Annotated in this window: 25 protein-coding genes; 18 read left to right on the plus strand and 7 right to left on the minus strand. The window is 70.2% G+C overall.

The features are described from left to right. Positions 1-45 precede the first annotated feature (45 nt). The 3 genes from FFG40_RS04825 (at position 46) to FFG40_RS04835 (ending at position 3,397) form a co-directional block, all read left to right on the plus strand. Entirely contained in the window at positions 46-1,005 is a 960-nt protein-coding gene (locus FFG40_RS04825) for an alpha-ketoacid dehydrogenase subunit beta (protein WP_111123571.1), read from the plus strand. A gap of 41 nt (positions 1,006-1,046) precedes the next feature. Continuing rightward, positions 1,047-2,675 (plus strand): dihydrolipoamide acetyltransferase family protein, encoded by a 1,629-nt coding sequence (locus FFG40_RS04830; protein ID WP_138802429.1) that lies wholly within the window; start codon positions 1,047-1,049, stop codon positions 2,673-2,675. 140 nt (positions 2,676-2,815) lie between these two features. Next, positions 2,816-3,397 (plus strand): GNAT family N-acetyltransferase, encoded by a 582-nt coding sequence (locus FFG40_RS04835; protein WP_035807952.1) that lies wholly within the window; start codon positions 2,816-2,818, stop codon positions 3,395-3,397. Between the two features lie 4 nt (positions 3,398-3,401). On the opposite strand, the gene FFG40_RS04840 is transcribed toward FFG40_RS04835, so the two are convergent. From FFG40_RS04840 to FFG40_RS04850, 3 genes are all read right to left on the minus strand, one after another. Beyond that, on the minus strand, positions 3,402-4,040 hold the full coding sequence (locus FFG40_RS04840; protein WP_138802431.1) for an ABC transporter ATP-binding protein: 639 nt from the start codon (positions 4,038-4,040) through the stop codon (positions 3,402-3,404). Then, positions 4,037-6,064: a hypothetical protein gene (locus FFG40_RS04845; protein WP_138802432.1), complete on the minus strand. Its 2,028-nt coding sequence runs from the start codon at positions 6,062-6,064 to the stop codon at positions 4,037-4,039. Before FFG40_RS04845 ends, FFG40_RS04840 begins: the two co-directional genes overlap by 4 nt. A 63-nt stretch (positions 6,065-6,127) precedes the next feature. Next, complete coding sequence (locus tag FFG40_RS04850; protein ID WP_138802433.1) at positions 6,128-6,499, minus strand: lactococcin 972 family bacteriocin; 372 nt, start codon at positions 6,497-6,499, stop codon at positions 6,128-6,130. Between the two features lie 227 nt (positions 6,500-6,726). Here FFG40_RS04850 and FFG40_RS04855 point away from each other — a divergent pair, with 227 nt between their 5' ends. Then, entirely contained in the window at positions 6,727-7,461 is a 735-nt protein-coding gene (locus FFG40_RS04855; protein ID WP_027464961.1) for a GntR family transcriptional regulator, read from the plus strand. 79 nt (positions 7,462-7,540) lie between these two features. On the opposite strand, the gene FFG40_RS04860 is transcribed toward FFG40_RS04855, so the two are convergent. Together FFG40_RS04860 and FFG40_RS04865 are read right to left on the minus strand one after the other, a co-directional pair. Then, positions 7,541-7,993, minus strand: a complete 453-nt coding sequence (locus tag FFG40_RS04860) for a glucose PTS transporter subunit IIA (RefSeq protein WP_138802434.1) — start codon at positions 7,991-7,993, stop codon at positions 7,541-7,543. Continuing rightward, on the minus strand, positions 7,990-8,226 hold the full coding sequence (locus FFG40_RS04865; protein ID WP_111056696.1) for a PTS transporter subunit EIIB: 237 nt from the start codon (positions 8,224-8,226) through the stop codon (positions 7,990-7,992). The genes FFG40_RS04860 and FFG40_RS04865 overlap by 4 nt, the downstream gene beginning before the upstream one ends. Positions 8,227-8,404: 178 nt before the next feature. Between FFG40_RS04865 and FFG40_RS04870 the strand changes: the two genes are divergently transcribed. From FFG40_RS04870 to FFG40_RS04925, 12 genes are all read left to right on the plus strand, one after another. Then, positions 8,405-9,673 (plus strand): PTS transporter subunit EIIC, encoded by a 1,269-nt coding sequence (locus FFG40_RS04870; RefSeq protein WP_176708081.1) that lies wholly within the window; start codon positions 8,405-8,407, stop codon positions 9,671-9,673. 127 nt (positions 9,674-9,800) lie between these two features. Further along, the gene (locus tag FFG40_RS04875) at positions 9,801-10,712 is read left to right on the plus strand and encodes a metal ABC transporter solute-binding protein, Zn/Mn family (RefSeq protein ID WP_111039737.1); all 912 of its coding nucleotides are present in this window, start codon (positions 9,801-9,803) and stop codon (positions 10,710-10,712) included. 47 nt (positions 10,713-10,759) lie between these two features. After that, positions 10,760-11,605 (plus strand): metal ABC transporter ATP-binding protein, encoded by an 846-nt coding sequence (locus tag FFG40_RS04880; RefSeq protein ID WP_051596603.1) that lies wholly within the window; start codon positions 10,760-10,762, stop codon positions 11,603-11,605. Next, positions 11,605-12,543: a metal ABC transporter permease gene (locus FFG40_RS04885; RefSeq protein WP_071246245.1), complete on the plus strand. Its 939-nt coding sequence runs from the start codon at positions 11,605-11,607 to the stop codon at positions 12,541-12,543. Before FFG40_RS04880 ends, FFG40_RS04885 begins: the two co-directional genes overlap by 1 nt. Further along, positions 12,540-12,965 (plus strand): Fur family transcriptional regulator, encoded by a 426-nt coding sequence (locus FFG40_RS04890; protein ID WP_027464954.1) that lies wholly within the window; start codon positions 12,540-12,542, stop codon positions 12,963-12,965. Before FFG40_RS04885 ends, FFG40_RS04890 begins: the two co-directional genes overlap by 4 nt. 10 nt (positions 12,966-12,975) lie before the next feature. Further along, positions 12,976-13,671 (plus strand): alpha/beta fold hydrolase, encoded by a 696-nt coding sequence (locus FFG40_RS04895; protein ID WP_138802435.1) that lies wholly within the window; start codon positions 12,976-12,978, stop codon positions 13,669-13,671. 375 nt (positions 13,672-14,046) lie between these two features. Next, positions 14,047-14,283, plus strand: coding sequence for a 50S ribosomal protein L28 (rpmB, locus tag FFG40_RS04900; RefSeq protein ID WP_027464952.1), 237 nt, complete (start codon positions 14,047-14,049; stop codon positions 14,281-14,283). Continuing rightward, entirely contained in the window at positions 14,283-14,453 is a 171-nt protein-coding gene (gene rpmG / locus FFG40_RS04905) for a 50S ribosomal protein L33 (protein ID WP_017886456.1), read from the plus strand. The genes rpmB and rpmG overlap by 1 nt, the downstream gene beginning before the upstream one ends. A gap of 2 nt (positions 14,454-14,455) precedes the next feature. Continuing rightward, the gene (gene rpsN / locus FFG40_RS04910; RefSeq protein WP_017886455.1) at positions 14,456-14,761 is read left to right on the plus strand and encodes a 30S ribosomal protein S14; all 306 of its coding nucleotides are present in this window, start codon (positions 14,456-14,458) and stop codon (positions 14,759-14,761) included. Positions 14,762-15,051: 290 nt separating this feature from the next. After that, positions 15,052-15,339 (plus strand): HU family DNA-binding protein, encoded by a 288-nt coding sequence (locus FFG40_RS04915; protein ID WP_017886454.1) that lies wholly within the window; start codon positions 15,052-15,054, stop codon positions 15,337-15,339. A gap of 190 nt (positions 15,340-15,529) precedes the next feature. After that, a complete protein-coding gene (locus FFG40_RS04920; RefSeq protein WP_138802436.1) occupies positions 15,530-17,572 on the plus strand; it encodes a cytochrome c oxidase assembly protein in 2,043 nt (680 codons plus the stop codon). Then, on the plus strand, positions 17,569-18,891 hold the full coding sequence (locus tag FFG40_RS04925; protein ID WP_071246239.1) for an ATP-dependent RecD-like DNA helicase: 1,323 nt from the start codon (positions 17,569-17,571) through the stop codon (positions 18,889-18,891). The genes FFG40_RS04920 and FFG40_RS04925 overlap by 4 nt, the downstream gene beginning before the upstream one ends. 287 nt (positions 18,892-19,178) lie before the next feature. Here FFG40_RS04925 and FFG40_RS17025 read toward each other — a convergent pair whose 3' ends face one another. Beyond that, positions 19,179-19,625, minus strand: a complete 447-nt coding sequence (locus FFG40_RS17025; RefSeq protein WP_185974090.1) for a DUF4383 domain-containing protein — start codon at positions 19,623-19,625, stop codon at positions 19,179-19,181. 340 nt (positions 19,626-19,965) lie between these two features. On the opposite strand from FFG40_RS17025, the gene FFG40_RS17030 reads away from it, so the two are divergent. Continuing rightward, positions 19,966-20,763 carry a phosphatase PAP2 family protein gene (locus FFG40_RS17030; RefSeq protein ID WP_185974091.1) on the plus strand — a complete coding sequence of 266 codons (798 nt, stop codon included), beginning with the start codon at positions 19,966-19,968 and terminating at the stop codon, positions 20,761-20,763. Positions 20,764-20,849: 86 nt separating this feature from the next. Further along, positions 20,850-21,989: an LLM class flavin-dependent oxidoreductase gene (locus tag FFG40_RS04940; protein ID WP_138802439.1), complete on the plus strand. Its 1,140-nt coding sequence runs from the start codon at positions 20,850-20,852 to the stop codon at positions 21,987-21,989. 207 nt (positions 21,990-22,196) lie between these two features. Here FFG40_RS04940 and FFG40_RS04945 read toward each other — a convergent pair whose 3' ends face one another. Next, a complete protein-coding gene (locus tag FFG40_RS04945; protein ID WP_071246233.1) occupies positions 22,197-22,550 on the minus strand; it encodes a multidrug efflux SMR transporter in 354 nt (117 codons plus the stop codon).

A 22,550-nucleotide genomic window follows, 5' to 3' on the forward strand; every position in this document is an offset into this window, starting at 1 on the left:
CCGGGCGCCGGCGAGGTCCCGAGTGACCCCACCCCGACCCTGCCGATGGCCAAGGCCCTGAACGCCGGGCTCGCCGCGGCCATGGAAGCAGATGACAAGGTCCTGCTGATGGGCGAGGACATCGGCCAGCTGGGCGGCGTCTTCCGCATCACCGAGGGCCTGCAGGACCGCTTCGGCGCCGAGCGCGTTCGGGACACCCCGCTCGCCGAGGCCGGCATCATCGGCACCGCGATCGGCCTCGCCCTGCGCGGCTACCGGCCGGTCGTCGAGATCCAGTTCGACGGCTTCGTGTGGCCCGGCTTCGACCAGATCACCTCGCAACTCGCGAAGATGGCGAACCGCCTGCCGGCACACATGTCGCTGCCCGTCGTCATCCGCATCCCCTACGGCGGTCACATCGGCGCCGTGGAGCACCACCAGGAGTCCCCGGAGACGTACTTCGCGCACACCCCGGGCCTGCGGGTCGTCAGCCCGAGCACCCCGAACGATGCCTACTGGATGATCCAGGAAGCCATCGCGTCGAAGGACCCGGTGATCTTCCTCGAGCCGAAGTCCCGCTACTGGCCCAAGGGCCAGGTGGACCTGGTCGACGGCCACGTCCCGATGCACACGACCCGCGTCGCCCGCACCGGCACCGAGGTCACGCTGGTGGGGCACGGCGCCATGGTCGCCACCCTGATGCAGGCGGCGGACATCGCCGAGGCCGAGGGCACCAGCTGCGAGGTCATCGACCTCCGCTCGATCTCGCCGATCGACTGGGAGCCGCTGCTGGCCTCCGTCCGCAAGACCGGTCGCCTGGTCATCGCACAAGAGGCCTCCGGCTTCGTCAGCGTCGGCAGCGAGATCGCCGCGACCGTCGCCGAGCGGGCGTTCTACACGATGCAGGCACCGCCGCTCCGGGTCTCCGGCTTCGACGTGCCGTTCCCGGTGTCGAAGCTCGAGCACCTGCACCTGCCGGATGCCGACCGCATCCTCGAGGCCGTCGACCGCGCCCTCGCCTACTGACCCGTCCGACCGAGCTCGACCAGATCCGCGAAGGAGCCGTAGTGGCCGCCGCCGAATTCCCCCTGCCCGACGTGGGTGAAGGTCTCACCGAGGCCGAGATCGTGCAGTGGCGCGTCGCGATCGGGGACGAGATCGCCGTCGACCAGGTGCTCGTCGAGATCGAGACCGCGAAGTCGCTCGTCGAGCTGCCGTCGCCGTTCGCCGGCACCGTCACGGGGCTGCTCGTGTCCGAGGGCGACACGGTCGAGGTCGGCAAGCCGATCATCCGTGTCGACTCGGACGCCTCGGTCGCCTCCGGTGCGGCCCTCACGCCGCCCGCGGAACAGCCTGTCGAGCAGCCTGGAGGCGCGGCGCCCGTCGCCCAGACCGCACCCGTCTCGCCGGTGGTCGCGTCCACCCCGCCGGCCGCGGCCACCCCGTCGACTCCGGTCGCGCAGACCCCGCCCGCTCCGGCGCGCGCCGCTGCTGCCCCTGCTCCGGCTGCCCCCGCTCCGGCCGCAGTGGCGCCGGCCCCCGCTGCGGCCCCCGCACCGGCGGCGCCGGTCCAACCGGTCGCGGTCGACGCCTCCGTCCAGGGCACGGACGAGTCCTCCGGCGCCGTCCTCGTCGGCTACGGCTCGGCGACCTCGTCGCCCTCGCGTCGCAAGCCGGGTGCCCGCCGGGCCGCAGCGCTCGCGGCCGAGGCGAGCCGCGCCTCCAGTGTGGACACCGCCGCGGCTGCCGAAGCCTCCGTCGACCCGGGCGAGGAGAGCACCGCCGAGGCGATCAGCGCCCTCGGCACGGGCTCCGCGCACAAGCAGAGCACCGCGACCAACGTCCTGGCGAAGCCGCCGATCCGGAAGCTCGCGAAGGACCTCGGCGTCGAACTGACCGAGATCGTCGCGACCGGTCTTGCCGGCGAGGTCACCCGCGACGACGTCATCCGGCACGCGAAGCAGGCCAGCGTCTTCCGGAACATCGAGACGCCCGAGTGGGGCGAGGTCCGCAGCGAGACGATCCCGGTCAAGGGTGTCCGCAAGGCCATCGCCACCGCGATGACGACGTCCGCGTTCACGGCACCCCACGTGTCACTGTTCGTCGACGTCGACGCGACCCACACGATGGAGTTCGTCAAGCGGCTCAAGGCCTCGCCGACGTTCGCCGGCGTCAAGGTCTCGCCGCTGCTCATCGTCGCGAAGGCCGTCATCTGGGCCGTCCGCCGGAACCGCTCGGTGAACTCGACCTGGACCGACCGCGAGATCATCGTCCACCACTTCGTGAACCTCGGCATCGCCGCGGCGACCCCGCGCGGGCTCATCGTGCCGAACATCAAGGACGCGCAGGACATGTCGCTGCTCGAGCTGGCACAGGCGCTCGAGGAGCTCACCCTGACCGCCCGCGACGGCAAGACCACGCCGAAGCAGATGGCCAACGGCACGGTGTCGATCACGAACATCGGTGTGTTCGGCATGGACACCGGGACCCCGATCCTCAACCCGGGCGAGGTCGCGATCGTCGCCATGGGCACGATCAAGCCGAAGCCGTGGGTCGTCGACGGCGAGGTCCGCTCGCGCATGGTGACGACCATCGGTGCCTCGTTCGACCACCGGGTCGTCGACGGTGACGTGGCGTCCCGCTTCGTGCACGACGTCGCCTCGGTGCTCGAGGAGCCCGCGCTCCTGCTCGACTGAGCGCCGGTCGTTCCGCTTCGTGAGCAGAAATGGTCGGGTTGCTTCGAGCCACTCGACCATTCCTGCTCACCATCTGCGGGCTTCCGCAAACGTCGCGTGGTGTTCACACGGATGTCGGGGGTCGGCGGCATGATCGGTGCATGGTCCACCAGCTCCTGACCCCCTCGCAGGAGATCCGAACGGATCGCCTCCTGCTCACCCCGCTGACCCCGGCCGACATCGACGACGTGCACGCGCTCTTCTCGGACGCCCGCACGTGGCAGCACCTGCCCACGGGTCGGCACGTGGCGCGGAGCTCGAGCGTGGACATGGTGCAGCGCAAGATCGGCGGTCGTGCACGCCACGGCCTCGGGTCCTGGGCGGTCCGCAGCGCCTCCGACCACGCCTTCGTCGGTGTGGGCGGGGTCGACATGACCGCCGGTGGCGTCTGGAACCTCGGCTACCGTCTGGCGCCCGCGGCATGGGGGCAGGGCTTCGCGTCCGAGATCGCCCTCGCTGCCGCCCGTGCCGCCGCCGACACCGCTCCGGACGTCCCGGTGACCGGCCGCGTGCTCACGAACAATCCTGCTTCTGCAGCCGTGCTGCGTCGTGCGGGGCTGTCGCTGGTGTGGCAGGGGGCTCCCGCAGCGCAGAACCGTGCGGCCGCCGGGGTCGAGGGGCAGGTCTGGACCGACCGGCTGCTCTCCGACGAGCAGTTCGCCTGGCTCGTCGCCAACGCCTGAGCCGTCAGCCGGCCGGTCCGCTGAGCCTGATGCTCCGTGCGGCGCGCGCTTCGACCGACGAAGAATGTGTCGCGATCAGGACGGCCGCTCCGTCAGCCGCCAGCTCGCCCAGCAGGTCGAGCACCATCGCTGCGTTTCCGTCGTCGAGGGCACTCGTCGGTTCATCGGCGAGGATGACCGACGGACGCTTCACCAGGAGTCGCGCCATCGCGACCCGTTGCTGCTCGCCGCCGCTGAGTTCGTGGACCCGGTCCGTTCCGCGTCCGGCCAGACCGACACGGTCCAGGGCCTCGCCCGTCCGGAGGCCTCGGTGTCTCCTCCGTCCGTCTGGCAGGCGAACCACGTCGAGGTTCGACTGGACCGTCATGTCCGGCACCAATCCGAAGTCCTGGAACAGGTACCCGAGGTGGCGCCGCCGGATCAGTCGAGCCCGCCGCCCGATCGAACCCGCTGACTCTCCGTTGATCCGGATCGTGCCGAGGTCGAGCGCATCGATGTGCCCGATGCAGTCGAGCAGCGTCGACTTCCCGCAGCCGCTCGGCCCGACCAAGCCGACGATCTCGCCGCCCGCCACCTCGAACGACAGGTCGTGCCACAGCGCGCGGCCTCCGCGACGCTTCGATGCATTCCGTACCTCGATCATCGTGATCCGCTCCCTCGGTTGCGTGCAGTGCTCCGCGCCGTGACGGCCATGACGACGAGGCTCGTGGCGCTCACCGCCGCGAGCGCCACGAGTGCGATCGCCCCGGCGACTCCGGCTGACTGCGCGACCGGGTCGAGCGCCGATCTGAGCCCGCTCCCGTCCGGGCGTTGCGACCACCAGGTGTTGACGACGGCGATGACGGAGATCGAGACCAGACCGGCTTCGATCGTCAGCAGGCCAGCATCGGTGCGGACGGGCGAGACGCCACTGGTGAACTTCGCGAACAGCGCACGGCCGTGACGGCGTCGGTGCGCGATCGTGGCGACCATCCCGAGCATGACGCTGACGGCGAGGGTGCTGACCAGGGTGCCCGTCCCGATCGCCACCGTCGTCGCTGCGTGCCGTGCCTGTTCCGCCGCAGACTGACCCACTGCGACGACCGCGCTGAACTCGGCGCGGAGGTCAGACGCGCCGATCGACCGCTCGGCGGCAGCACGGGACGTGAAGACGACGTCTCCGGTCGACAACCACGATCCGAGTTCATCGGCCGAGAAGACGTCGACCGGCGTGGGGACGACCACGATCACGGCGTCGTCGAGCCACGCGAGCGACGACGCGTCGTCCGGGTACGAGTAGACCTGCTGGCGTGCCAGCGTGCCACCGGCGACGTGCTCGAGGAGGGCGTCGGGTGCGTCCCGCAACTGCCAGTCGGTCAAGCCCTCGACGAGCCGATCGCGGGAGAGCCCACTGTCGGCAGGCATCCACACGGCGATCTCCGCGTCGTCGGTGGTGATGCGGGCCCCGTCCTCGGAACGGACTTCCTGCAGGTCGAGGTAGCCCTGGTCGACGACGAGCGCAGGAACCGTCGACTTCCCTCGGCCACTCGACACCTCGACCGCTGCGGCGAGGAACGCATCACGCCGCTCGAGCGCCCCACCGGCGAAGTCGCCGATGCGGTCCCAGTAGGCCTGCTCCTCGACAGGGCGAGGATCCGGGGTGACCCAGAGCTGGACGGTTTCGCCGGCCGCCCGCAGATCCCGTTCAGCCGTGCCCTGTCGCGCGGTGGTCACCGCCCCGGTCAGTTCGAACACGGCCGCGACGAGCAACAGGAGCGCGGGCACCCGTGCGATCTGTGCGACGAGCAGGAGCGCACCCGCTGGTCGAGCGCCCCGCAGAGCGCCGGCCAACGGCTGTCGACACGCGAGCACCGTGCCGATCGCGTGCGCCACGATGACCGGCGCGAGCAGCCCCACGCAGAACACGGAGATCGCGGCGGCGAGGGTCGCCGCCGAAGCGAGTCCGTTGTAGAGCCAGAGTCCGATGGCGGCGACAGGTGCCGCGATGACGATGACGAGCACGGTGGTCCGGAGGTCAGCCAGCTCCTGGAAGACGATGGCGGCTCTGGTGTCTCCGTGCAGTCGGCGGACTGCGCTGCGGCGAGGGGCCCCGACGGTCGTCATCAGGCAGAGCACCACGCATCCCGAGGTGAGTGCGCCGACCAAGGCCAGGGTCTGATCCAAGCCGTCGGTGACGCCGATGCGCTGCAGGAGCGGCACGCGCTCCGCGCTGGTCTCGTACCCGGCGCCTTCCAGCGCACGCACGACGGCTCGCCGAGCGTCGTCGTCCCCGAAGACCGAGTACGAGCCGGTCGGGTCGAACTGGTCGAGTTCCGACATCGGACGGACGGTGGTGTCCATCGATCTCGTGAAGTCCTCGTACCCGTCGAGGAGCCAGCTGGCTCCGCGGCTCGAGGGAGCGTCGGTGACGAGCGCCACGCGACGCGTCGTCGGAGCTTCGCGGTCCGCCACCACCCGGGCGATCGTCGCGTGCTCGGCTTCGGCGACCTGCTCGAGTGCGATCGCGACCTGCTGGTTCGATCTGGTCTCGGCGCCGGCGGCAGCGGTCACCACGGACGAGGCGCCCACGATGCCGGCTTCGCTGACCTGCACCAGGCCGATGAAGCCCAGGACGGAAGCCAGGAGGGGCGGGACGAAGTAGGCGAGCGTCACCGATCGGATGTTCATGGTCCCCCTTGCGGCGAGCGTGAGCGTGAGCGGACGGTCGCTCGAGACCGCCCGCTCCCGGTCTCAGCAGTTGTGGTAGTACGCCTTGTTGCCGCTGCGCGCCTTCGGTGTCATCGCCATCGCGTACCGTCCGCCTGGCACGTTCGTGACGCGCTTCGACTTCTTGCCGACGGCAGTCGCGCCGTGGCACCGCTTCTCGCGGAAGTAGTTCGACCAGGTGTCGTCCTTCCCGACGCCCCGCTGCCAGAAGCTCCCGCCCCCGCCGTCGTTGTCGGTGCCGATGCCGCTGGTCTCACCGCTCACACCTCGGCCGGAAGCGGCGACGGTGACTCCGCCGGCTTCCGACCCTGATCCCATGACCTCGAACTGCGCAGCTGATGCCGCCGTCGCAGTGCCCGTGATCAGGCCGACGGTGAGACCGATGCCGACGAGCATCTTCGTTCTGGACTTGTGCGTGACTGTTTCCTCCCATGTGCCCCCCGATGAGGCTCGACCGATCGTGGCAGCGGTGCAGTACTGATGTCAAGAATCTGAAATGCATGTTCCACCACGGCAGGGATCGCCGACGTTGGTCTTCCCGGCCTGACTCGCTACTGTGATGGGCACTGGTCATGTCCGCGCATGACCACCGCCCAGGACCAGCAACGGAGCACGAGGGACGCATGACGAGCCGCATCACCGAGGGTGCCGAACCGAAGCACCAGCAGCTGCGGCGCATCCTGCTCGACCTCGTCACGACCCGCCTGGCTCCCGGCGCCGCGATCCCGTCCGAACGCCAGCTCATCGCCGAGTACGGCGTCTCCCGGATCACCGTGCGCGAAGCCCTCGGACAGCTGGTGAACGAGGGGTACCTCGAGCGCGTCCGCGGCAAGGGCACCTTCGTCGCGCACCGGCCCGTGCAGTCGACGCTGCACCTCGCCTCGTTCACCGAGGAGATGCGGGCGATGGGGCACGAACCGACCACCGTGGTGCTCGTGCGCGAGGAACGCGTGCCGCCGGCCGACACCGCCGCGGCCCTGCGGATCGATCAGGACGTGCCGGCCTTCCACGTGAAGCGTCTGCGGATGGCCGACGGCGCCCCGGTCTCGATCGACGACGCCTGGCTCGTGGCCGACGCGTTCCCGGGCCTGCTCGACCACGACCTGTCCGGGTCGGTGTACTCGATCATCGCCACGGAGTACGGCACCCCGATCGACCGCGCGCAGCAGACGGTCGCGGCGAACCCGGCGGCGGACGACGTCGCGACTCTGCTCGGCACGAAGACCGGAGCACCGGTGCTCGAGTTCGACCGGGTGTCGTACGCGGGGGAACGACCCGTGGAGCACACCCGCAGCTGGTACCGATCGGACCGTTACCGCGTGCAGATGGAGGTCACCGCGACCCCCGCGGTCGCGTAGACCCGCCCAGCAACGCGAAAGCGACTGTGTGCCGCGGGGGTTCCGCAGCACACAGTCGCTCTCGAAGGGGGAAGTGGCCCTAGACCTCGAAGAGGGTGTCGCCGTCGAGCACCGTGGTGCCGACCTTCCCCTGGTCGACGCTGTCCGGCGTCGAGCCGAGCACGACGACCGGGCAGATCGGCGAGTACCCGGCGGCGGAGATGACCGAGGGGGTGAACCGGACGACGGGGTCACCGGCGGTGACGGTGTCGCCCTCGGTCGCGAGGAGCTCGAAGCCCTCGCCGGAGAGCTTCACGGTGTCGATGCCGACGTGCACCAGGACGTCGGTGCCAGCGGCGCCCTGCAGGGCGAACGCGTGCGGGTGCAGCTTCACGATGGTGCCGTCGACCGGGGCCACCGCGGTGACCGCGCCCTCGACGCCCGTGGGGTCGACCGCGACGCCGGCACCGACGAGCTGCCCGGCGAACACCGGGTCGGGCACGTCGGCGAGGGCGACGACCGGGCCGCCGAACGGGGTGCGGACGACGGTCACAGTTCGTCCTGGATGTCCTGGGCGAGGTTGTCGGCGATCGTGCCGACGATGACCTGCCAGCCGGTACCGCCACCGATGACGGCCTGGGCCCCGGCGGCCTGCAGGGCGGCCTTGTCGACCAGGTCCCCGTCCTCGACCTCGACGCGGAGGCGCGTGATGCAGCCCTCGACCTCTTCGATGTTCTCGGCACCGCCGAGTGCGGCGATGATGTCGGCTGCCTTGATGTCGGCCATCGTTTCCTCCTCGTTAAGGGTTTGCGTCGCAGGTTGACACCGGTCCGCTCGCGGATCAGACTACGGAACTGGTCATGACCGGACAGGACCGGACCTGGCGACACCGCCGAGGTTACCTGCGCTGGCTGCACGACTCAACTCACCCCGACAGCTCCACCCAATGACGAGAGGACCTCCGATGAGCGCCACCACTGCCACGGATGTGCCGGAGAAGAAGAAGCCGAAGAAGCAGTCACGGCTGTTCGCACAGGCCCAGCGCCTCGGACGGAGTCTGCTCCTGCCGATCGCGGTCATGCCTGCAGCGGGCATCCTGAACCGCATCGGCCAACCGGACCTCCTCGGCGCGATTCCCGGCTTCGAGACCGGCGCCGGGGTCATCTCGGCCGCCGGCCAGGCGATCTTCACGTGGCTCCCGCTGCTGTTCGCCGTCGGCATCGCGATCGGCTGGGCCAAGAAGTCCGACGGCACGACCGCGCTCGCTGCGGTCGTCGGCTACATGGTCATGTACGAGGTGTTCGCAGTGATGTCGCCGGTCGTCCTCGCCGGGGTCAAGAACGCCAACGGCGAGCAGGCCACGATCAACTACGGGGTGCTGGGCGGCATCGTGATGGGTCTCGTCTCCGCCGTGATGTGGGAGAAGTTCCACCGCACGAAGATGCCCGACTTCCTCGGGTTCTTCTCCGGGCGCCGCCTGGTTCCGATCCTGACGGCCGCTGCGGGTCTCGTCATCGCGGTCCTGATGTCGTTCGTCTACCGCTACTTCGACATCGCGCTGACGGCAGCCGGCACCGCCGTCGCCGACAACGCCGTGATCGGCGGCGGTATCTTCGGGTTCGCGAACCGCATGCTCATCCCGATCGGGCTGCACCAGCTGCTCAACTTCTTCCCGTGGTTCCAGCTGGGCAGCTTCACCAATGCGGCCGGTGACATCGTCCACGGCGACATCCCGCGCTTCCTGGCGGGCGACCCGACCGCCGGCATCTTCCAGACCGGCTTCTTCCCGATCATGATGTTCGCACTGCCCGCCGGTGCCCTCGCGATCTGGCGCAACGCCAAGCCGCAGAACCGCAAGCTCGTCGGCGGCATCATGATCTCCGCCGCACTGACCTCGTTCGTCACGGGCATCACCGAGCCGCTCGAGTACTCGTTCATGTTCGTGGCGTTCCCGCTGTACGTCATCCACGCGGTGCTCACGGGTACCTCGCTGGCCCTGGTGAACGCCCTCGGGATCCACGACGGGTTCTCGTTCTCGGCCGGTGCGATCGACTACGTGCTGAACTTCGGCAAGGCCGACGGCGCGATCTGGCTCATCCCGATCGGCCTCGGCTACGCGGTCGTCTACTACTTCCTGTTCAGTTTCGTGATCAAGAAGTGGAACCTCCGCACCCCCGGGCGTGAAGAGGACACGATCGCCGAGAACACGATCGACGCGGCCACCAAGCCGTAGACGCGCGTTCCGACGGACGGGAGGCCCGGTGCCAGCTGGCACCGGGCCTCCCGTCCGTCTCCTGGTCGCGCTGAGAGCCCTCATAGCGGTTTTGACAATCGTTATCAGTAGGCGTTAGCGTCGTGCCATGCACAACCGCCTCCTCGCCCTCCCGCTCGTCGCCGGCGCCGCCGCGCTCGCCCTGACCGGGTGCGCCACCTCGTCCGCCTCGGGGGAGGCCAGCGGTGACGGCACGGTCAACGTCGTCGCCTCCACGAACGTCTACGGCTCGATCGTCAAGACCATCGGTGGCGACGCCGTCACCGTGACGAGCATCCTGAGCGACCCGTCGCAGGACCCGCACTCGTTCGAGTCGAGCGCCCGCACGCAGCTCTCCGTTTCCAAGGCCGACCTGCTCATCGAGAACGGTGGCGGCTACGACGACTTCATGACGACGCTCGCGAACGCCTCGGACACCAAGGCCGACACGATCAACGTCGTGAAGCTCTCCGGGCTCGACAAGGGCGGGAGCGCCGAGTTCAACGAGCACGTCTTCTACAGCTACCCGACGATGGTGAAGCTGGTCGAGGCGGTCACGAAGGACCTCAGCGCGCTCGACGAGAGCGGCAAGGACGCCTTCGAGAAGAACGCCGCCACGCTCACCACCAAGCTCGAGGACCTCGAGTCCCAGACCGACGCCGTCAAGAAGCAGGACTCCGGCGACAAGGTGGCGTACACCGAGCCGGTGCCCGGGTACCTGTTCGACGCGATGGGGCTCGAGAACGAGACCCCGCCGGACTTCTCCGAGGCCATCGAGGAAGGCGACGACGTCCCGCCGGCGGCCCTCCGCGACACCCTCGCGCTGTTCACCGGCAAGCGCGTGCAGCTCCTCGCCTACAACAACCAGGCGTCCAGCCCCGAGACCGAGCAGGTCCAGAAGGCGGCCGAGCAGAACGACATCCCCGTCGTCGGTGTCACGGAGACGCTCCCCAAGGGGCAGGATTACGTCTCGTGGCAGCAGGCGAACATCGACGCGGTGAAGGCAGCGCTCCAGAAGTGACGACCTCGACCGCAGCAGCGGCGACCCCCAGCCCGGCGACCACCACGGTGGACGACCGGGCTGCGGCTCGTCCGGTCCTCGCGCTCCGCGACGCCGGGTTGTCGTACGGCGCCCGGAAGCTCTGGGCAGGCCTCGACCTCGACCTCGCGCCGGGGGAGTTCGTCGCGGTCCTCGGCCCGAACGGCGCCGGCAAGACCTCACTGCTCCGTACCGTCCTCGGGCAGCAGCGGCTGACGAGCGGCACGATGTCGTTCCTCGGACAGCCGGTGCACCGCGGCCACCGGAAGATCGGCTACATCCCGCAGCAGCGTCTGATGGAGGCGGGGACGCCCCTGCGCGCGCGGGACATGATCGCCCAGGGCGTGACCGGGCACCGGTGGGGCATCCGACGTGCGTCGAAGGCCGACCGGATGCGCATCGACCGGGTCCTCGACGAGGTCGGCGCCACCGCCTTCGCGGACGCCCCCGTCGCCGAGCTCTCCGGCGGCGAACAGCAGCGCACCCGCGTCGGGCAGGCCATCGCCGCAGACCCCGCCCTGCTGCTGTGCGACGAACCCCTCATCTCGCTCGACCTGCGGCACCAGCGCGGGATCACCGAGCTCATCGACCGCGAGCGCCGGCAGCGCGAGGCCGCCGTGCTCTTCGTGACGCACGACGTGAACCCGATCCTCGACGTCGTCGACCGCGTGCTCTACATCGCCGGGGGTCGGTTCCGGATCGGTTCCCCGGACGAGGTCCTGCGCGCCGACGTCCTGAGCGACCTGTACGGCACGCCCGTCGACGTCGTCCGCACCATGGGACGCATCGTCATCGTCGGGGCCAACGAGGCCCACGAGCACCACCCGGGCGAGGTCGACCCGCACGCCGACCAGCCGGACGAAGGGCGGATCTGATGGACGTGCTGTCGACCGTCTTCTCGTTCCAGGACTACGGCCAGCTCCTCGTGCTGGTGCAGAACTCGATCTGGGCCGGCGCGGTGCTCGGCATCGTCGGTGGGCTCATCGGCCCGTTCGTCGTCGCCCGGAACATGCCGTTCGCCGTGCACGGCATCTCGGAGCTCTCGTTCGCCGGGGCCAGTGCCTCGCTGCTGCTCGGGGTGAACGTCGTCTCCGGCTCACTCGTCGGGTCGGTCATCGCCGCCCTGCTCATCGGCGTCCTCGGGTCGCGTGCCCGGGAACGCAACTCGATCATCGCCGTCCTCATGCCGTTCGGGCTCGGGCTCGGCATCCTCTGCCTGGCGCTCTACAAGGGCCGGGCCGCCAACAAGTTCGGGTTGCTCACCGGGCAGATCGTCTCGGTCGACAACCCGCAGCTGACGTTCCTGATCGTGGTCGCCGCGATCGTCGTGGCGACGCTGCTCGTCATCTGGCGCCCGCTGATGTTCGCCTCGGTCGACCCCGACGTGGCCGCGGCCGCGGGGATCCCGGTGCGGACCCTCGCGATCGTGTTCATGCTCGTGCTCGGACTGGCCACCGCCGTGTCGGTGCAGATCGTCGGTGCGTTGCTCGTGCTGTCCCTGCTCGTCACCCCGGCGGCCGCGGCCCTGCGCCTCAGCTCGCACCCGGTCGTCGTGCCCGTGCTGTCGACGGTGTTCGCGGTGACGTCGGTCGTCGGTGGCATCCTGCTCGCACTGGGCGGCGGCCTGCCGATCAGCCCGTACGTGACGACGATCTCGTTCGCGATCTGGGTGGTCTGTCGGATCATCGGGTCACGACGCGACAGGCGGGGACGCAACCGCGTCGCCGGCCGGAACCAGCGTGGCGGGGGCGAGCCGGGCCTCCAGGCCGGGACGACGTCGACAGCCGGTCGGAAGGAAGAGGTGTCAGCATGAACGCCGTGCAGAAGACCAAGCGGAACACGTGGCAGCGCGAAGCGGTGCGCGGAGCCCTCGACTCGACCGAGGGGTTCGTCAGCGCGCAGGCGCTGCACCAGCACCTGCGGGACGAGGGCTCGACCATCGGTCTGGCCACGGTCTACCGGGCCCTCGCCGACCTGGCCACCGAGGGCGACGCCGACTCGCTGCAGCAGGACGGCGAATCGCTGTACCGGGCGTGCACGACGGACGCGCACCACCACCACCTGATCTGCCGGAACTGCGGCCGGACCGTCGAGATCGAGGCGGACCCGGTGGAGCAGTGGGCGCAGGACGTCGCCGCGGCCAACGGGTTCACCAACGCCAGCCACGTCGTCGACATCTTCGGCGAGTGCGCCGTCTGCACGGCAGCCCGCGCGACCGCCGCCACCGACGAGTAACCTGCCCCGCATGCACGTCATCCTGGTCCCCGGGTTCTGGCTCGACGCGAGCGCGTGGGACGACGTCGCCCCGGTGCTCCGCGAGGCCGGGCACTCGGTGCAGGCGGTCACGCGCGACGGCGACACGCTCGACGAGCAGGTCGCCGCGTTGGTCGCGATCCTGGACGACGTCGCGTCCGCCGACGAACCGGTCGTGCTCGCCGGACACTCGGGTGCCGGGCCGATCGCGTACATGGCCGCCGACCAGCGCCCGTCGCTCGTCGCGCACCTGCTCTACGTCGACACGTTCCCGGGGCCCGAGGGCGGGTGCGTCAACGACGAGCTGCCCGTGGTCGACGGGGTCGTACCGCTGCCGTCGTGGGACATCTGGGAACCCGCCACCGTCCGGGGCATGACGCCCGAGGTCCGGCAGGACGTCGAGCACCGGGCGATCCCCGAACCGGCCTCGGTGCCGTCGGACCGGTTCCACTACGCCGACCCCGCACGGCACGCGATCCCCGCGACGGTCATCACCTGCGAGATCCCCGCCGCCGAGCTGCTGGCGATGGTGGCGGACCACCAGGCCTGGGCGGCCGAGCTCGTCGCGACCGAGGAGCTCTCCATCGTCGGGCTCGAGACCGGCCACTGGCCGATGTTCACGGCGCCGCAGCAGCTCGGGGAGCTGATGGTGCAGGCGCTCGCGCCCAAGCCGACGCAGGCGCCGTAGGCCCGGGTCCGCGTCCGGCAGCCGGTGCCTTCTGCGCACTCGAACGCCGTGGGGGCGACCAACGCGGGTGCGTGAGCGGCCCTGTCCGGCAGCCACGGGCCTCCAGGCCTGGAGGCGCGGCTTGCGACACGCCCGGTCCTCGCGTAACGTGGACCCCTGGTTCTCCGCGTCCGCGCGGCGGACCCGTTGTTCCAAGCCCTCCGACCGTCGCGAACGCCGCGGTCGCGCGGTGTCCGGCTCTCCTTCGACAGGCGATGCGGACCTGGGCGGTGCACACAACCCCCTCGCACGGTCACCCCGGTGACGGTGCGCGTGTGCACCAGGCAAGTGAACTTGGGTGCGGCCGTCCGGTCGCACGGTACTCAGGAGGAAACCATGGCAGCAGTGTGCCAGGTGACCGGCGCCGTTCCCGGCTTCGGTCACAACATCTCGCACTCGCACCGCCGGACGAAGCGTCGCTTCGACCCGAACGTGCAGAAGAAGACGTACTACGTGCCCTCGCTTCGTCGTAACGTCACGCTCACGCTCAGCGCGAAGGGCATCAAGGTGATCGACGCACGTGGCATCGAGTCCGTCGTCAAGGATCTCCTCGCCCGTGGGGAGAAGATCTGATGGCGAAAAAGGGTCAGGACATCCGTCCGATCATCAAGCTCCGCTCGACGGCGGGCACCGGGTTCACCTACGTGACCAAGAAGAACCGTCGGAACAACCCCGACCGACTCGTGCTGAAGAAGTACGACCCGGTGATCCGCAAGCACGTCGACTTCCGTGAGGAGCGCTAAGCATGGCGAAGAAGAGCAAGATCGCGAAGAACAACCAGCGTGCCGTCATCATCGCGCGCTACGCCGAGCGTCGTCTCGAGCTGAAGAAGGCCCTCGTGGACCCGAACGGCACCGACGAGTCGCGTGAGGCCGCCCGCGTGGGCCTGCAGAAGCTGCCCCGCGACGCATCGCCCATCCGGTACCGCAACCGTGACGCCATCGACGGCCGCCCCCGGGGCCACCTCGGTGAGTTCGGCATCAGCCGTGTCCGCTTCCGTGACATGGCCCACCGCGGCGAGCTCCCCGGCATCACGAAGAGCTCCTGGTAAGCACTCGCAGTACACGACGCCCCGTCACCTCCTGGTGGCGGGGCGTTCGCTGTGTACGGGGTACATGCGAGCCGTCATTCGTCACATCTGCCCCTCCAGCACCCCCTCGGAGCCCCGACAACCCCGGAAATCCGGGCGAGTCGGCGGTTTTCACCCCCGGCGGCTGGTAGGTTCAACTCCGGTTCCGCCGGGCCCTCGGCCCACTGGCACCGTGGCACGGGGCAACCGCTCCGGGCGCCGGACGACACGTGCGTCCGACCGATACTGCAAGAAGTCCGAGGAGGACATCCATGGCTGACAAGTCACTGAACCGCACCGAGCTCGTCGCTGCCGTCGCCGCTGAGTCCGGCCAGAGCCAGGCCACCGTCAACGGCGTCGTCGACGCGCTCTTCAGCGTCGTCTCGTCGTCCGTCGCCGACGGCACGAAGGTCACGATCCCCGGTTGGATCGCCTTCGAGAAGACGCACCGCGCTGCCCGCACCGGCCGCAACCCGCAGACGGGTGACGCCATCGAGATCGCCGCGAGCGACTCGGTCAAGGTCAGCGCCGGCTCGAAGCTCAAGGCTGCGGTCAAGTAAGACTGTTCCGCGCATCGGGAGGGACGGCTTCGGCCGTCCCTTTCGTCGTTCCCGGGGCGCGTGCGTGGACGTGTGCTCGGTCGGGCGCGCGTGCGCCCGGTGCGCATGTCCTGCCTGGAGGCTCGTGCCGGTTTGCACAGATCGGCTCGCCTCGTCCGTCGGCCGGGTGGGCACCGCCTAGGCTTGACGGGTGAATCGGATCGCGCGCATCGCCGGTCCCGCCGTGCTCCTGCTCGTCGGGTTCGTGGCGCTGCTCACGGCACTCGTCATCGGCGGGGGCGCGAACCCCGCACTCATCGCCGACCCGGGGCCCGTCGTCCGCTTCGGCCTGCCGATCGCCCGGCTCGTCGTCGACCTGTCCGCGGCCACCACGATCGGTGGGCTCGCGCTGGCGACCATCGGCCTCTCGCGCTCCGGCCCCGAGTGGAACCGCGCGATCGACGTCGCGGCCGGGGCCAGTGGCGTCTGGACGGTCGCGTCGGCCGTCGCCACGTTCTGCACGTTCCTCAGCGTCGCCGGTTCGCGCATCAGCATCGACGAGCAGTTCGGGCAGTCGATGGGGGTGTTCCTCACCGGCACCGAGCTCGGGCTCGCCTGGCTCGTGACCGTCCTCGTCGCCGCGGCCGTCACGGTGCTCTGCTTCGCCGTCCGTTCGCGGGGCATGGTCGCCCTGACCGCCGGCGTCTCGATGATCGGCCTCATCCCGCTCGCGCAGCAGGGCCACGCCGCCGGCACCGCGAGCCACGACGCCGCCGTGACGGCACTGGGGCTGCACCTGGTCGGTGCGGCGCTGTGGGTCGGTGGGCTCGTCATGCTCGTGCTGCTGCGCGGGGTGCTGCCCGGCGACCGGCTGGCTGCCGTCGTGGCCCGGTACTCGAGCATCGCCCTCGGCTGCTTCGTGCTCGTCGCCGTCTCCGGCACCGCGTCGGCGCAGATCCGCGTCGGGGCGCTGTCCAACCTGTTCACCCCGTACGGCACGCTCGTCCTGGTGAAGATCGGTGCGATCGTCGCCATCGGGGTCCTCGGCGCGGTGCAGCGTCGTCGGGTCATCCGTGCGCTGACCACCTCGCCCGATCGGCAGCGGCCCTTCTGGACCCTCATCGTCGTCGAGCTCGCGGTGATGGGTGTGGCGTCGGGGTTCGCCGCGGCACTCGGGCGGACCGCCACCCCGGTCGACCAGATCGCCCTGAGCAAGACCACCGACCCGAGCCCAGCGGAGCTCCTGACCGACGACCTGCTGCCGCACGCGCCCGGTGCGTGGGGCTGGCTGACCCAGTGGAACATCGACCTGTTCTGGCTGATGGCCGCCGTGCTGCTCGCTGCGACCTACGTGGCCGGCGTCGTGCGACTGCGGCGGAGCGGCGTTCGGTGGCCGGCGCGTCGCTCGATCGCCGCGGCCCTGGCGGTCGTGTCCCTGGTGGTCGCGACCTCGGGCTCGCTGCACCAGTACGACCGGTTCCTCGTCTCGGCGAACGTCGGTGCCCACGTACTGCTCGGCCTGGTGGTCCCCGCCCTGGTGTGGGCGGCGGCACCCGTCGCGCTGATCCGCGCCGCCGTGCACCCCCGGAACGACGACAGCACGGGCGTGCGTGAGTGGACCGACGTCGTCGTCGAGCACCCGTCCGTGCGCTACCTGGCCCAGCCGTTCCCCGCGTTCCTGCTCGCGGCGGCCCTGTGGTGGGCCTTCTTCGCGACCGACGCCGTCCGGTGGTCGGTGAGCGACCCCACCGGCCGCACCGTCAGCGACGTCGTGTTCCTGCTGGTCGGGCTCCTGGCCGTCCCGACACTCTGCACACCGATCCCCGCCGGGCACCGTCGTCCGACCACGGCTGCCGCGGTCGTCCGGATCGTCGGTGCCGTGGTGATCGCGGCGGGCACGGTCTCGCTCGGCATCGCGATGCGCGGGCCGCTCGGGCTGCTGCAGGCCTCGTGGTTCGGCGCGATGGGTCGGACGTGGGGGCCGGACCCGCTCGTCGACCAGGCCAGGGCCGGCCTGGTGCTGATCGTCGCCGGGGTGCTGCTCCTGGTGACCGTGGTCGTGGTGGTGCTCGTGCGGCTGCGGCGTGACGGCGGAGACGCGGTCGACATCGTCGACGCAGCTGCTGCCGGCGACGCAGCTGTGGCCGGTCCGACCGCCGCCGCCGAGCCCGCTGCCCGGGCCGACCAGGACGAACTGGACTTCGACGACGGCAGCGACGACCTCGAACCCTCGCCCGGGGCGGACGCCCGATGAGCATCGAGCTGAGCGACGAACAGCGCGCGGTCTTCGAGTACATCGAGCACACCCGTGACCACGTGTTCATCACCGGCCGGGCCGGTACGGGCAAGTCCACGCTGCTCAACCACCTGTCGTGGAACACCGAGAAGCAGGTCGTCATCTGCGCGCCGACGGGGGTTGCTGCGCTCAACGTCGGCGGCCAGACGATCCACTCGCTGTTCCGGCTGCCGATCGGGCTCATCGCCGACGCCGAGCTGCGGCAGGGCCCGGACACCCGCAAGCTGCTCAACACGATCGACACCCTGGTCATCGACGAGGTGTCGATGGTCAACGCCGACCTGCTCGACGGCATGGACCGCTCGCTCCGCAAGGCCCGCGGTCGGCAGTTCGAGGCGTTCGGCGGCGTCCAGGTCGTGATGTTCGGCGACCCGTACCAGCTGCCCCCGGTGCCCGGCGACGCCGACGAGCGCGCCTACTTCACCGACCACTACCGGTCGATGTGGTTCTTCGACGCCAAGGTGTGGCTCGAGGCCGAGCTCAACATCATCGAGCTCGCCACGGTGCACCGGCAGCGCGACGACGCCTTCGCCGCGATGCTCACCGCCGTCCGGCACGGCCGGGTCACCGCGGACATCGCCGAGCAGCTCAACACCGCCGGGGCACGTCCGGCTCCGGACGACGCCATCACCCTGGCGACCCGCAACGACACGGTCGCCCGGATCAACAAGGCGGCCCTCGAACGGCTGCCCGGCAAGGTGAAGACCGCCAAGGCCGACGTCAACGGTGACTTCGGCGGACGGAACTTCCCGGCCGACGAAGCCCTCGAGCTGAAGCCCGGAGCGCACGTGATGTTCCTGCGCAACGACGCCGACCAGCGCTGGGTGAACGGCACCCTCGGCATCGTGACGGCCATCCGCGACACCGTGTGGGTCGACGTCGACGGTGAGTCGTTCGAGGTCCAGCCGTCGGTGTGGGAGAAGTTCAAGTACTCGTACGACGCGGACAAGAAGGAACTCAAGAAGGACACCGTCGGGGAGTTCCAGCAGTTCCCGCTCCGACTGGCCTGGGCCGTGACCATCCACAAGTCGCAGGGCAGCACCTACGACCGGGCCGTGGTCGACCTCGGCAACCGGGTGTTCAGCGCGGGCCAGACGTACGTGGCGCTGTCGCGGCTGACCTCGCTCGAGGGGTTGTTCCTCACCCGCCCGCTCCGGCCGCAGGACATCATCGTGGACCTGGACGTCCGGCGCTTCATGTCCGAGGCGCCACGCATCGTCGCCACTGAGCTCGAGGCCCCGAAGAAGCAGCCCGACGCCGAGCCCGACGCCGACTGACGCGTCCGACCTGCGGTCGTCCCCACGCCGTCCGAGCGGGTTCCGTCCGTTCCGCGCGGCGCGGCGCGGTTGAGCGGTCACGACTCCCCGTCGGTCCCGCCTCGAGCGGTCACGCTCTGTCGCTCCGAGGCGCCGCAGCCGACGGTTCGTGACCGGCCGGCAGACCTGAGCGGGGAGTCGTGACCGGACGACACACCCGCCGGACCACACCCGCCGCCCGCACACACGACGACGCCCGCCTGCCGGAGCGGCAGACGGGCGTCGGGGAGTGCGGTCGAGCGGGTGCGTCAGGCGCGCGCCGCTCGCAGCGCGCGGAGGTTCTCCTTGTCGGCACCGAGCGCGGTGAGCAGCAGGAGCACACCGACGACGGCGTGGAACACGTTGTCCGTGGTGTTGAGGGCGAAGACGTTGGCCGAGGTGTCGACGAAGACGAAGCCGTACACCGCGAAGAGGACGAGCAGGACCCCGACGAGCAGGTTGCCGTTGCGTGATCCGACGGTGTTGCCGAGGCCGGTGATGAGCAGCACTGCGGCGAGCAGCACCCACACCAGGCAGAGCGCCGGGTTCACGCCGAACGCGTTCCACAGCATGCCGCCCTGGCGGTTGAAGAAGCCCGGGTCGCCGTCGGCGGCGAAGAAGAAGCCCAGGACGCCCCAGAGTGCGAGGACGCCGCCGGCCGTGAGTGCGAGACCCCGGTTCGGCGAGGCGATGATGCCCGGTTCCTTGATGGCCACTTCGGTTTCCTCCTCGTACACTGCCGACGCGACGTGCGTCGGTCCCGCGTGGTGTGACGGCCCGGCGGGGATCACGGATCCCCTCGTGTCAGCGCGCAGTGCACGGCCGACGGGGGTGCGGTTCCCAGCCTCCGGCCGGTGCTCCAACGGTATCGTGTCGGACCCCGACCGACCCAATCGCAGCGCCGCCGCCAGTCGTGCGACGAGCCCGACGACGACCACCCCGAGGAGGACCAGCCCGGTGACCTTGACACCCGAGCGCAGTGCATCCGAGTCGCGCGGACCGTGGGTCTCGCGGCGGGGGCGGTGGGCTGCGCTGGCGGCTCTGGGGTTCGTGATCGTGCCTCTCGTCTACGGGGTCGCGGTGCTGACCCCGGTCGGTCAGAAAGCGGAGGACGCCGCGCTCGGCGGGGTCCGGGAGTCCGACCTGTTCAGTTCGGACACTGCGCTCAACGTCATCTCGGTGCCGGTGATCCTGTTGCTCGTCGTCGTGACCGTCGCCGTGGCGTTCGCCAGACGGCGGCTCTCGGTGGGACTCGGCGCGGGGGTCGTGGTGCTCGCGTCGGCGGCCACCTCGACGCTCGTCAAGCGTATCGCCGTGCGCCCTGAGATCGCTCAGTCGACGACGCCGAACTCGTTCCCGTCCGGGCACGCGACGATCGCGCTGGCGGCGCTGTTCGCGGTCCTGATGGTCACGCCTCGTCGGTTCCGCCCGCTGGTGACCATCGTCGGCGCCGGGTACGCGGTCTTCGTGGCGAACCAGACCGTGGTCTACGGCTGGCACCGGGTCAGCGACATCATCGGGGCCTGCGCGATCGCGATGTTCTGGCTCGGGATCGTCCGGGCGGTCGGGCCCCGGGTCGACCGCGGGCTCCGGGGCGACCGTGACGGTCGGCGGGGGCCGCGGCGGGTGGTGAGCGTCGTGCTCCTCGTCGCGACCGGGATCACGCTGGCGATCGGTGTCGCGGCGCTCGTGGTCGGCCTGACCGGCGGCGGCGCGCACGACCACGCCGCGATCCTGGTTGCGGGACGGCTGGCGTCCAGTGCGAGCGTCCTGGCGGTCGTGACGATCGTGTGGTTCCTCGACGGGATGCACCACGCCGCGCGAACCGACCCGGCCACGCTGCCGGCCGCCTGACCGCGGAGCGGGAATGCTGACGCGTGCGCTACGTTGTACCCAGCAAGTCGATGCAAACGCATCGAAATCGCGAAAGGCGGCGCATCATGCAGTTCGGCATCTTCACGGTCAGTGACGTCACGACCGACCCCACGAGCGGCACCACGCCGGACGACACCCAGCGCGTCCGCGACATCCTGACGATCGCCGAGCACGCCGACCAGGCCGGGCTCGACGTCTTCGCGACCGGCGAGCACCACAACCCGCCGTTCGTGGCCTCGTCGCCGACCACGCTGCTCGCCTACCTGGCGGCGAAGACGAAGGACATCACCCTGTCCACGTCGACGACCCTGATCACCACCAACGACCCGGTGCGCATCGCCGAGGAGTACGCGATGCTCCAGGTCGTCTCCGACGGCCGCATGGACCTGATGATGGGCCGCGGCAACACCGGCCCCGTCTACCCGTGGTTCGGGCAGGACATCCGCCAGGGCGTCAACCTGGCGATCGAGAACTACGCACTCGTCCGCCAGCTGTGGGAGAACGACGTCGTCAACTGGCAGGGCAAGTTCCGCACGCCGCTGCAGGGCTTCACCTCGACCCCGCGTCCGCTCGACGGTGTCCCGCCGTTCGTCTGGCACGGCTCGATCCGCACGCCGGAGATCGCCGAGCAGGCCGCCTACTACGGTGACGGCTTCTTCCACAACAACATCTTCTGGCCGATCCAGCACACCGAGCAGATGGTCGGCCTGTACCGCCAGCGCTTCGAGCACTACGGGCACGGCCGCGCCGACCAGGCGATCGTCGGGCTCGGTGGGCAGTTCTTCGCGCGGAAGAACTCGCAGGACGCGATCAACGAGTTCCGGCCCTACTTCGACAACGCCCCGGTCTACGGTCACGGCCCCTCGATGGAGGACTTCACCGCCCAGACCCCGCTCACCGTCGGTTCGCCGCAGCAGGTCATCGACCGGTACGCGGCGATGAAGGACCACGTCGGCCACTACCAGCGCCAGCTGTTCCTCATCGACCACGCCGGTCTGCCGCTCAAGACGGTGCTCGAGCAGATCGACATCCTGGCGACGGACATCGTGCCGGAGCTGCGCAAGCTGAACGACGAGGGTCGCCCCGCCGACGTCCCGTCGGACCCGCCGTCGCACGCGGCACGTGCCGCTGCCGCGATGGCGGCCGGCACGGTCGGCAGCGACCACGTCGCCGCCGAGGACGAGTGGACGGGTGCGTCCGTCTGACGCGTGCCGTGAGCGCCACCACGAGCGGACGGGAGGTGGGCCCATCCGCCGGTTCCGGCGTGACGCGCCAGCGGCACGACGGCCGTGCCGGAGGGACGGTGCCAGCTGGCACCGGGCCTCCCGTCCGTCTCGGCGCGTGTTCTCGGACCGCACTCGCTTCACGGGGTCAGCGACACTTCACGGGGTCGCTGGTGCGTGAGCTGTCGCTCAGCGCGTGAGTTCGGCGGCGGGCTCCGCGGCGGGGCGGGCCGGCACCAGCTTCAGGCCGACCACGCACCCGACGATGCCGGCGATGAACAGCAGGCGAAGGACGGTGACGGGCTCCGCGCCGGTGGCCATGCCCCACAGCACCGTGAGCGCGGCGCCGGTACCGGTCCACACCGCGTACGCCGTGCTGATCGGGATGTGCTTGAGGACGTAGCCGAAGGCGACCAGGCTGATCACGATCGTGACGGCGAACACGATCGTCGGTCGGAGCTCGGTGAAGCCGTCGCTCTCGCCCAGGGCGGTCGCCCAGACGGTCTCGAGTGCGGCGCTGACGAACAGGACGATCCACGCCAC

Origin of the sequence: Curtobacterium sp. KBS0715 (assembly GCF_005938005.2) — a bacterium.
Lineage (GTDB): Bacteria > Actinomycetota > Actinomycetes > Actinomycetales > Microbacteriaceae > Curtobacterium > Curtobacterium flaccumfaciens.

Bases quoted from the DNA above. Each gene is read 5' to 3' on its own strand.
- FFG40_RS04825 (WP_111123571.1), top strand. From the start codon at position 46: ATGGCCAAGGCCCTGAACGCCGGGCTCGCCGCGGCCATGGAAGCAGAT.
- FFG40_RS04835 (WP_035807952.1), top strand. From the start codon at position 2,816: ATGGTCCACCAGCTCCTGACCCCCTCGCAGGAGATCCGAACGGATCGC.
- FFG40_RS04840 (WP_138802431.1), bottom strand. From the start codon at position 4,040: ATGATCGAGGTACGGAATGCATCGAAGCGTCGCGGAGGCCGCGCGCTG.
- FFG40_RS04845 (WP_138802432.1), bottom strand. From the start codon at position 6,064: ATGAACATCCGATCGGTGACGCTCGCCTACTTCGTCCCGCCCCTCCTG.
- FFG40_RS04850 (WP_138802433.1), bottom strand. From the start codon at position 6,499: ATGCTCGTCGGCATCGGTCTCACCGTCGGCCTGATCACGGGCACTGCG.
- FFG40_RS04855 (WP_027464961.1), top strand. From the start codon at position 6,727: ATGACGAGCCGCATCACCGAGGGTGCCGAACCGAAGCACCAGCAGCTG.
- FFG40_RS04865 (WP_111056696.1), bottom strand. From the start codon at position 8,226: ATGGCCGACATCAAGGCAGCCGACATCATCGCCGCACTCGGCGGTGCC.
- FFG40_RS04870 (WP_176708081.1), top strand. From the start codon at position 8,405: ATGAGCGCCACCACTGCCACGGATGTGCCGGAGAAGAAGAAGCCGAAG.
- FFG40_RS04875 (WP_111039737.1), top strand. From the start codon at position 9,801: ATGCACAACCGCCTCCTCGCCCTCCCGCTCGTCGCCGGCGCCGCCGCG.
- FFG40_RS04885 (WP_071246245.1), top strand. From the start codon at position 11,605: ATGGACGTGCTGTCGACCGTCTTCTCGTTCCAGGACTACGGCCAGCTC.
- FFG40_RS04890 (WP_027464954.1), top strand. From the start codon at position 12,540: ATGAACGCCGTGCAGAAGACCAAGCGGAACACGTGGCAGCGCGAAGCG.
- FFG40_RS04895 (WP_138802435.1), top strand. From the start codon at position 12,976: ATGCACGTCATCCTGGTCCCCGGGTTCTGGCTCGACGCGAGCGCGTGG.
- rpmB (WP_027464952.1), top strand. From the start codon at position 14,047: ATGGCAGCAGTGTGCCAGGTGACCGGCGCCGTTCCCGGCTTCGGTCAC.
- rpmG (WP_017886456.1), top strand. From the start codon at position 14,283: ATGGCGAAAAAGGGTCAGGACATCCGTCCGATCATCAAGCTCCGCTCG.
- rpsN (WP_017886455.1), top strand. From the start codon at position 14,456: ATGGCGAAGAAGAGCAAGATCGCGAAGAACAACCAGCGTGCCGTCATC.
- FFG40_RS04915 (WP_017886454.1), top strand. From the start codon at position 15,052: ATGGCTGACAAGTCACTGAACCGCACCGAGCTCGTCGCTGCCGTCGCC.
- FFG40_RS04925 (WP_071246239.1), top strand. From the start codon at position 17,569: ATGAGCATCGAGCTGAGCGACGAACAGCGCGCGGTCTTCGAGTACATC.
- FFG40_RS04940 (WP_138802439.1), top strand. From the start codon at position 20,850: ATGCAGTTCGGCATCTTCACGGTCAGTGACGTCACGACCGACCCCACG.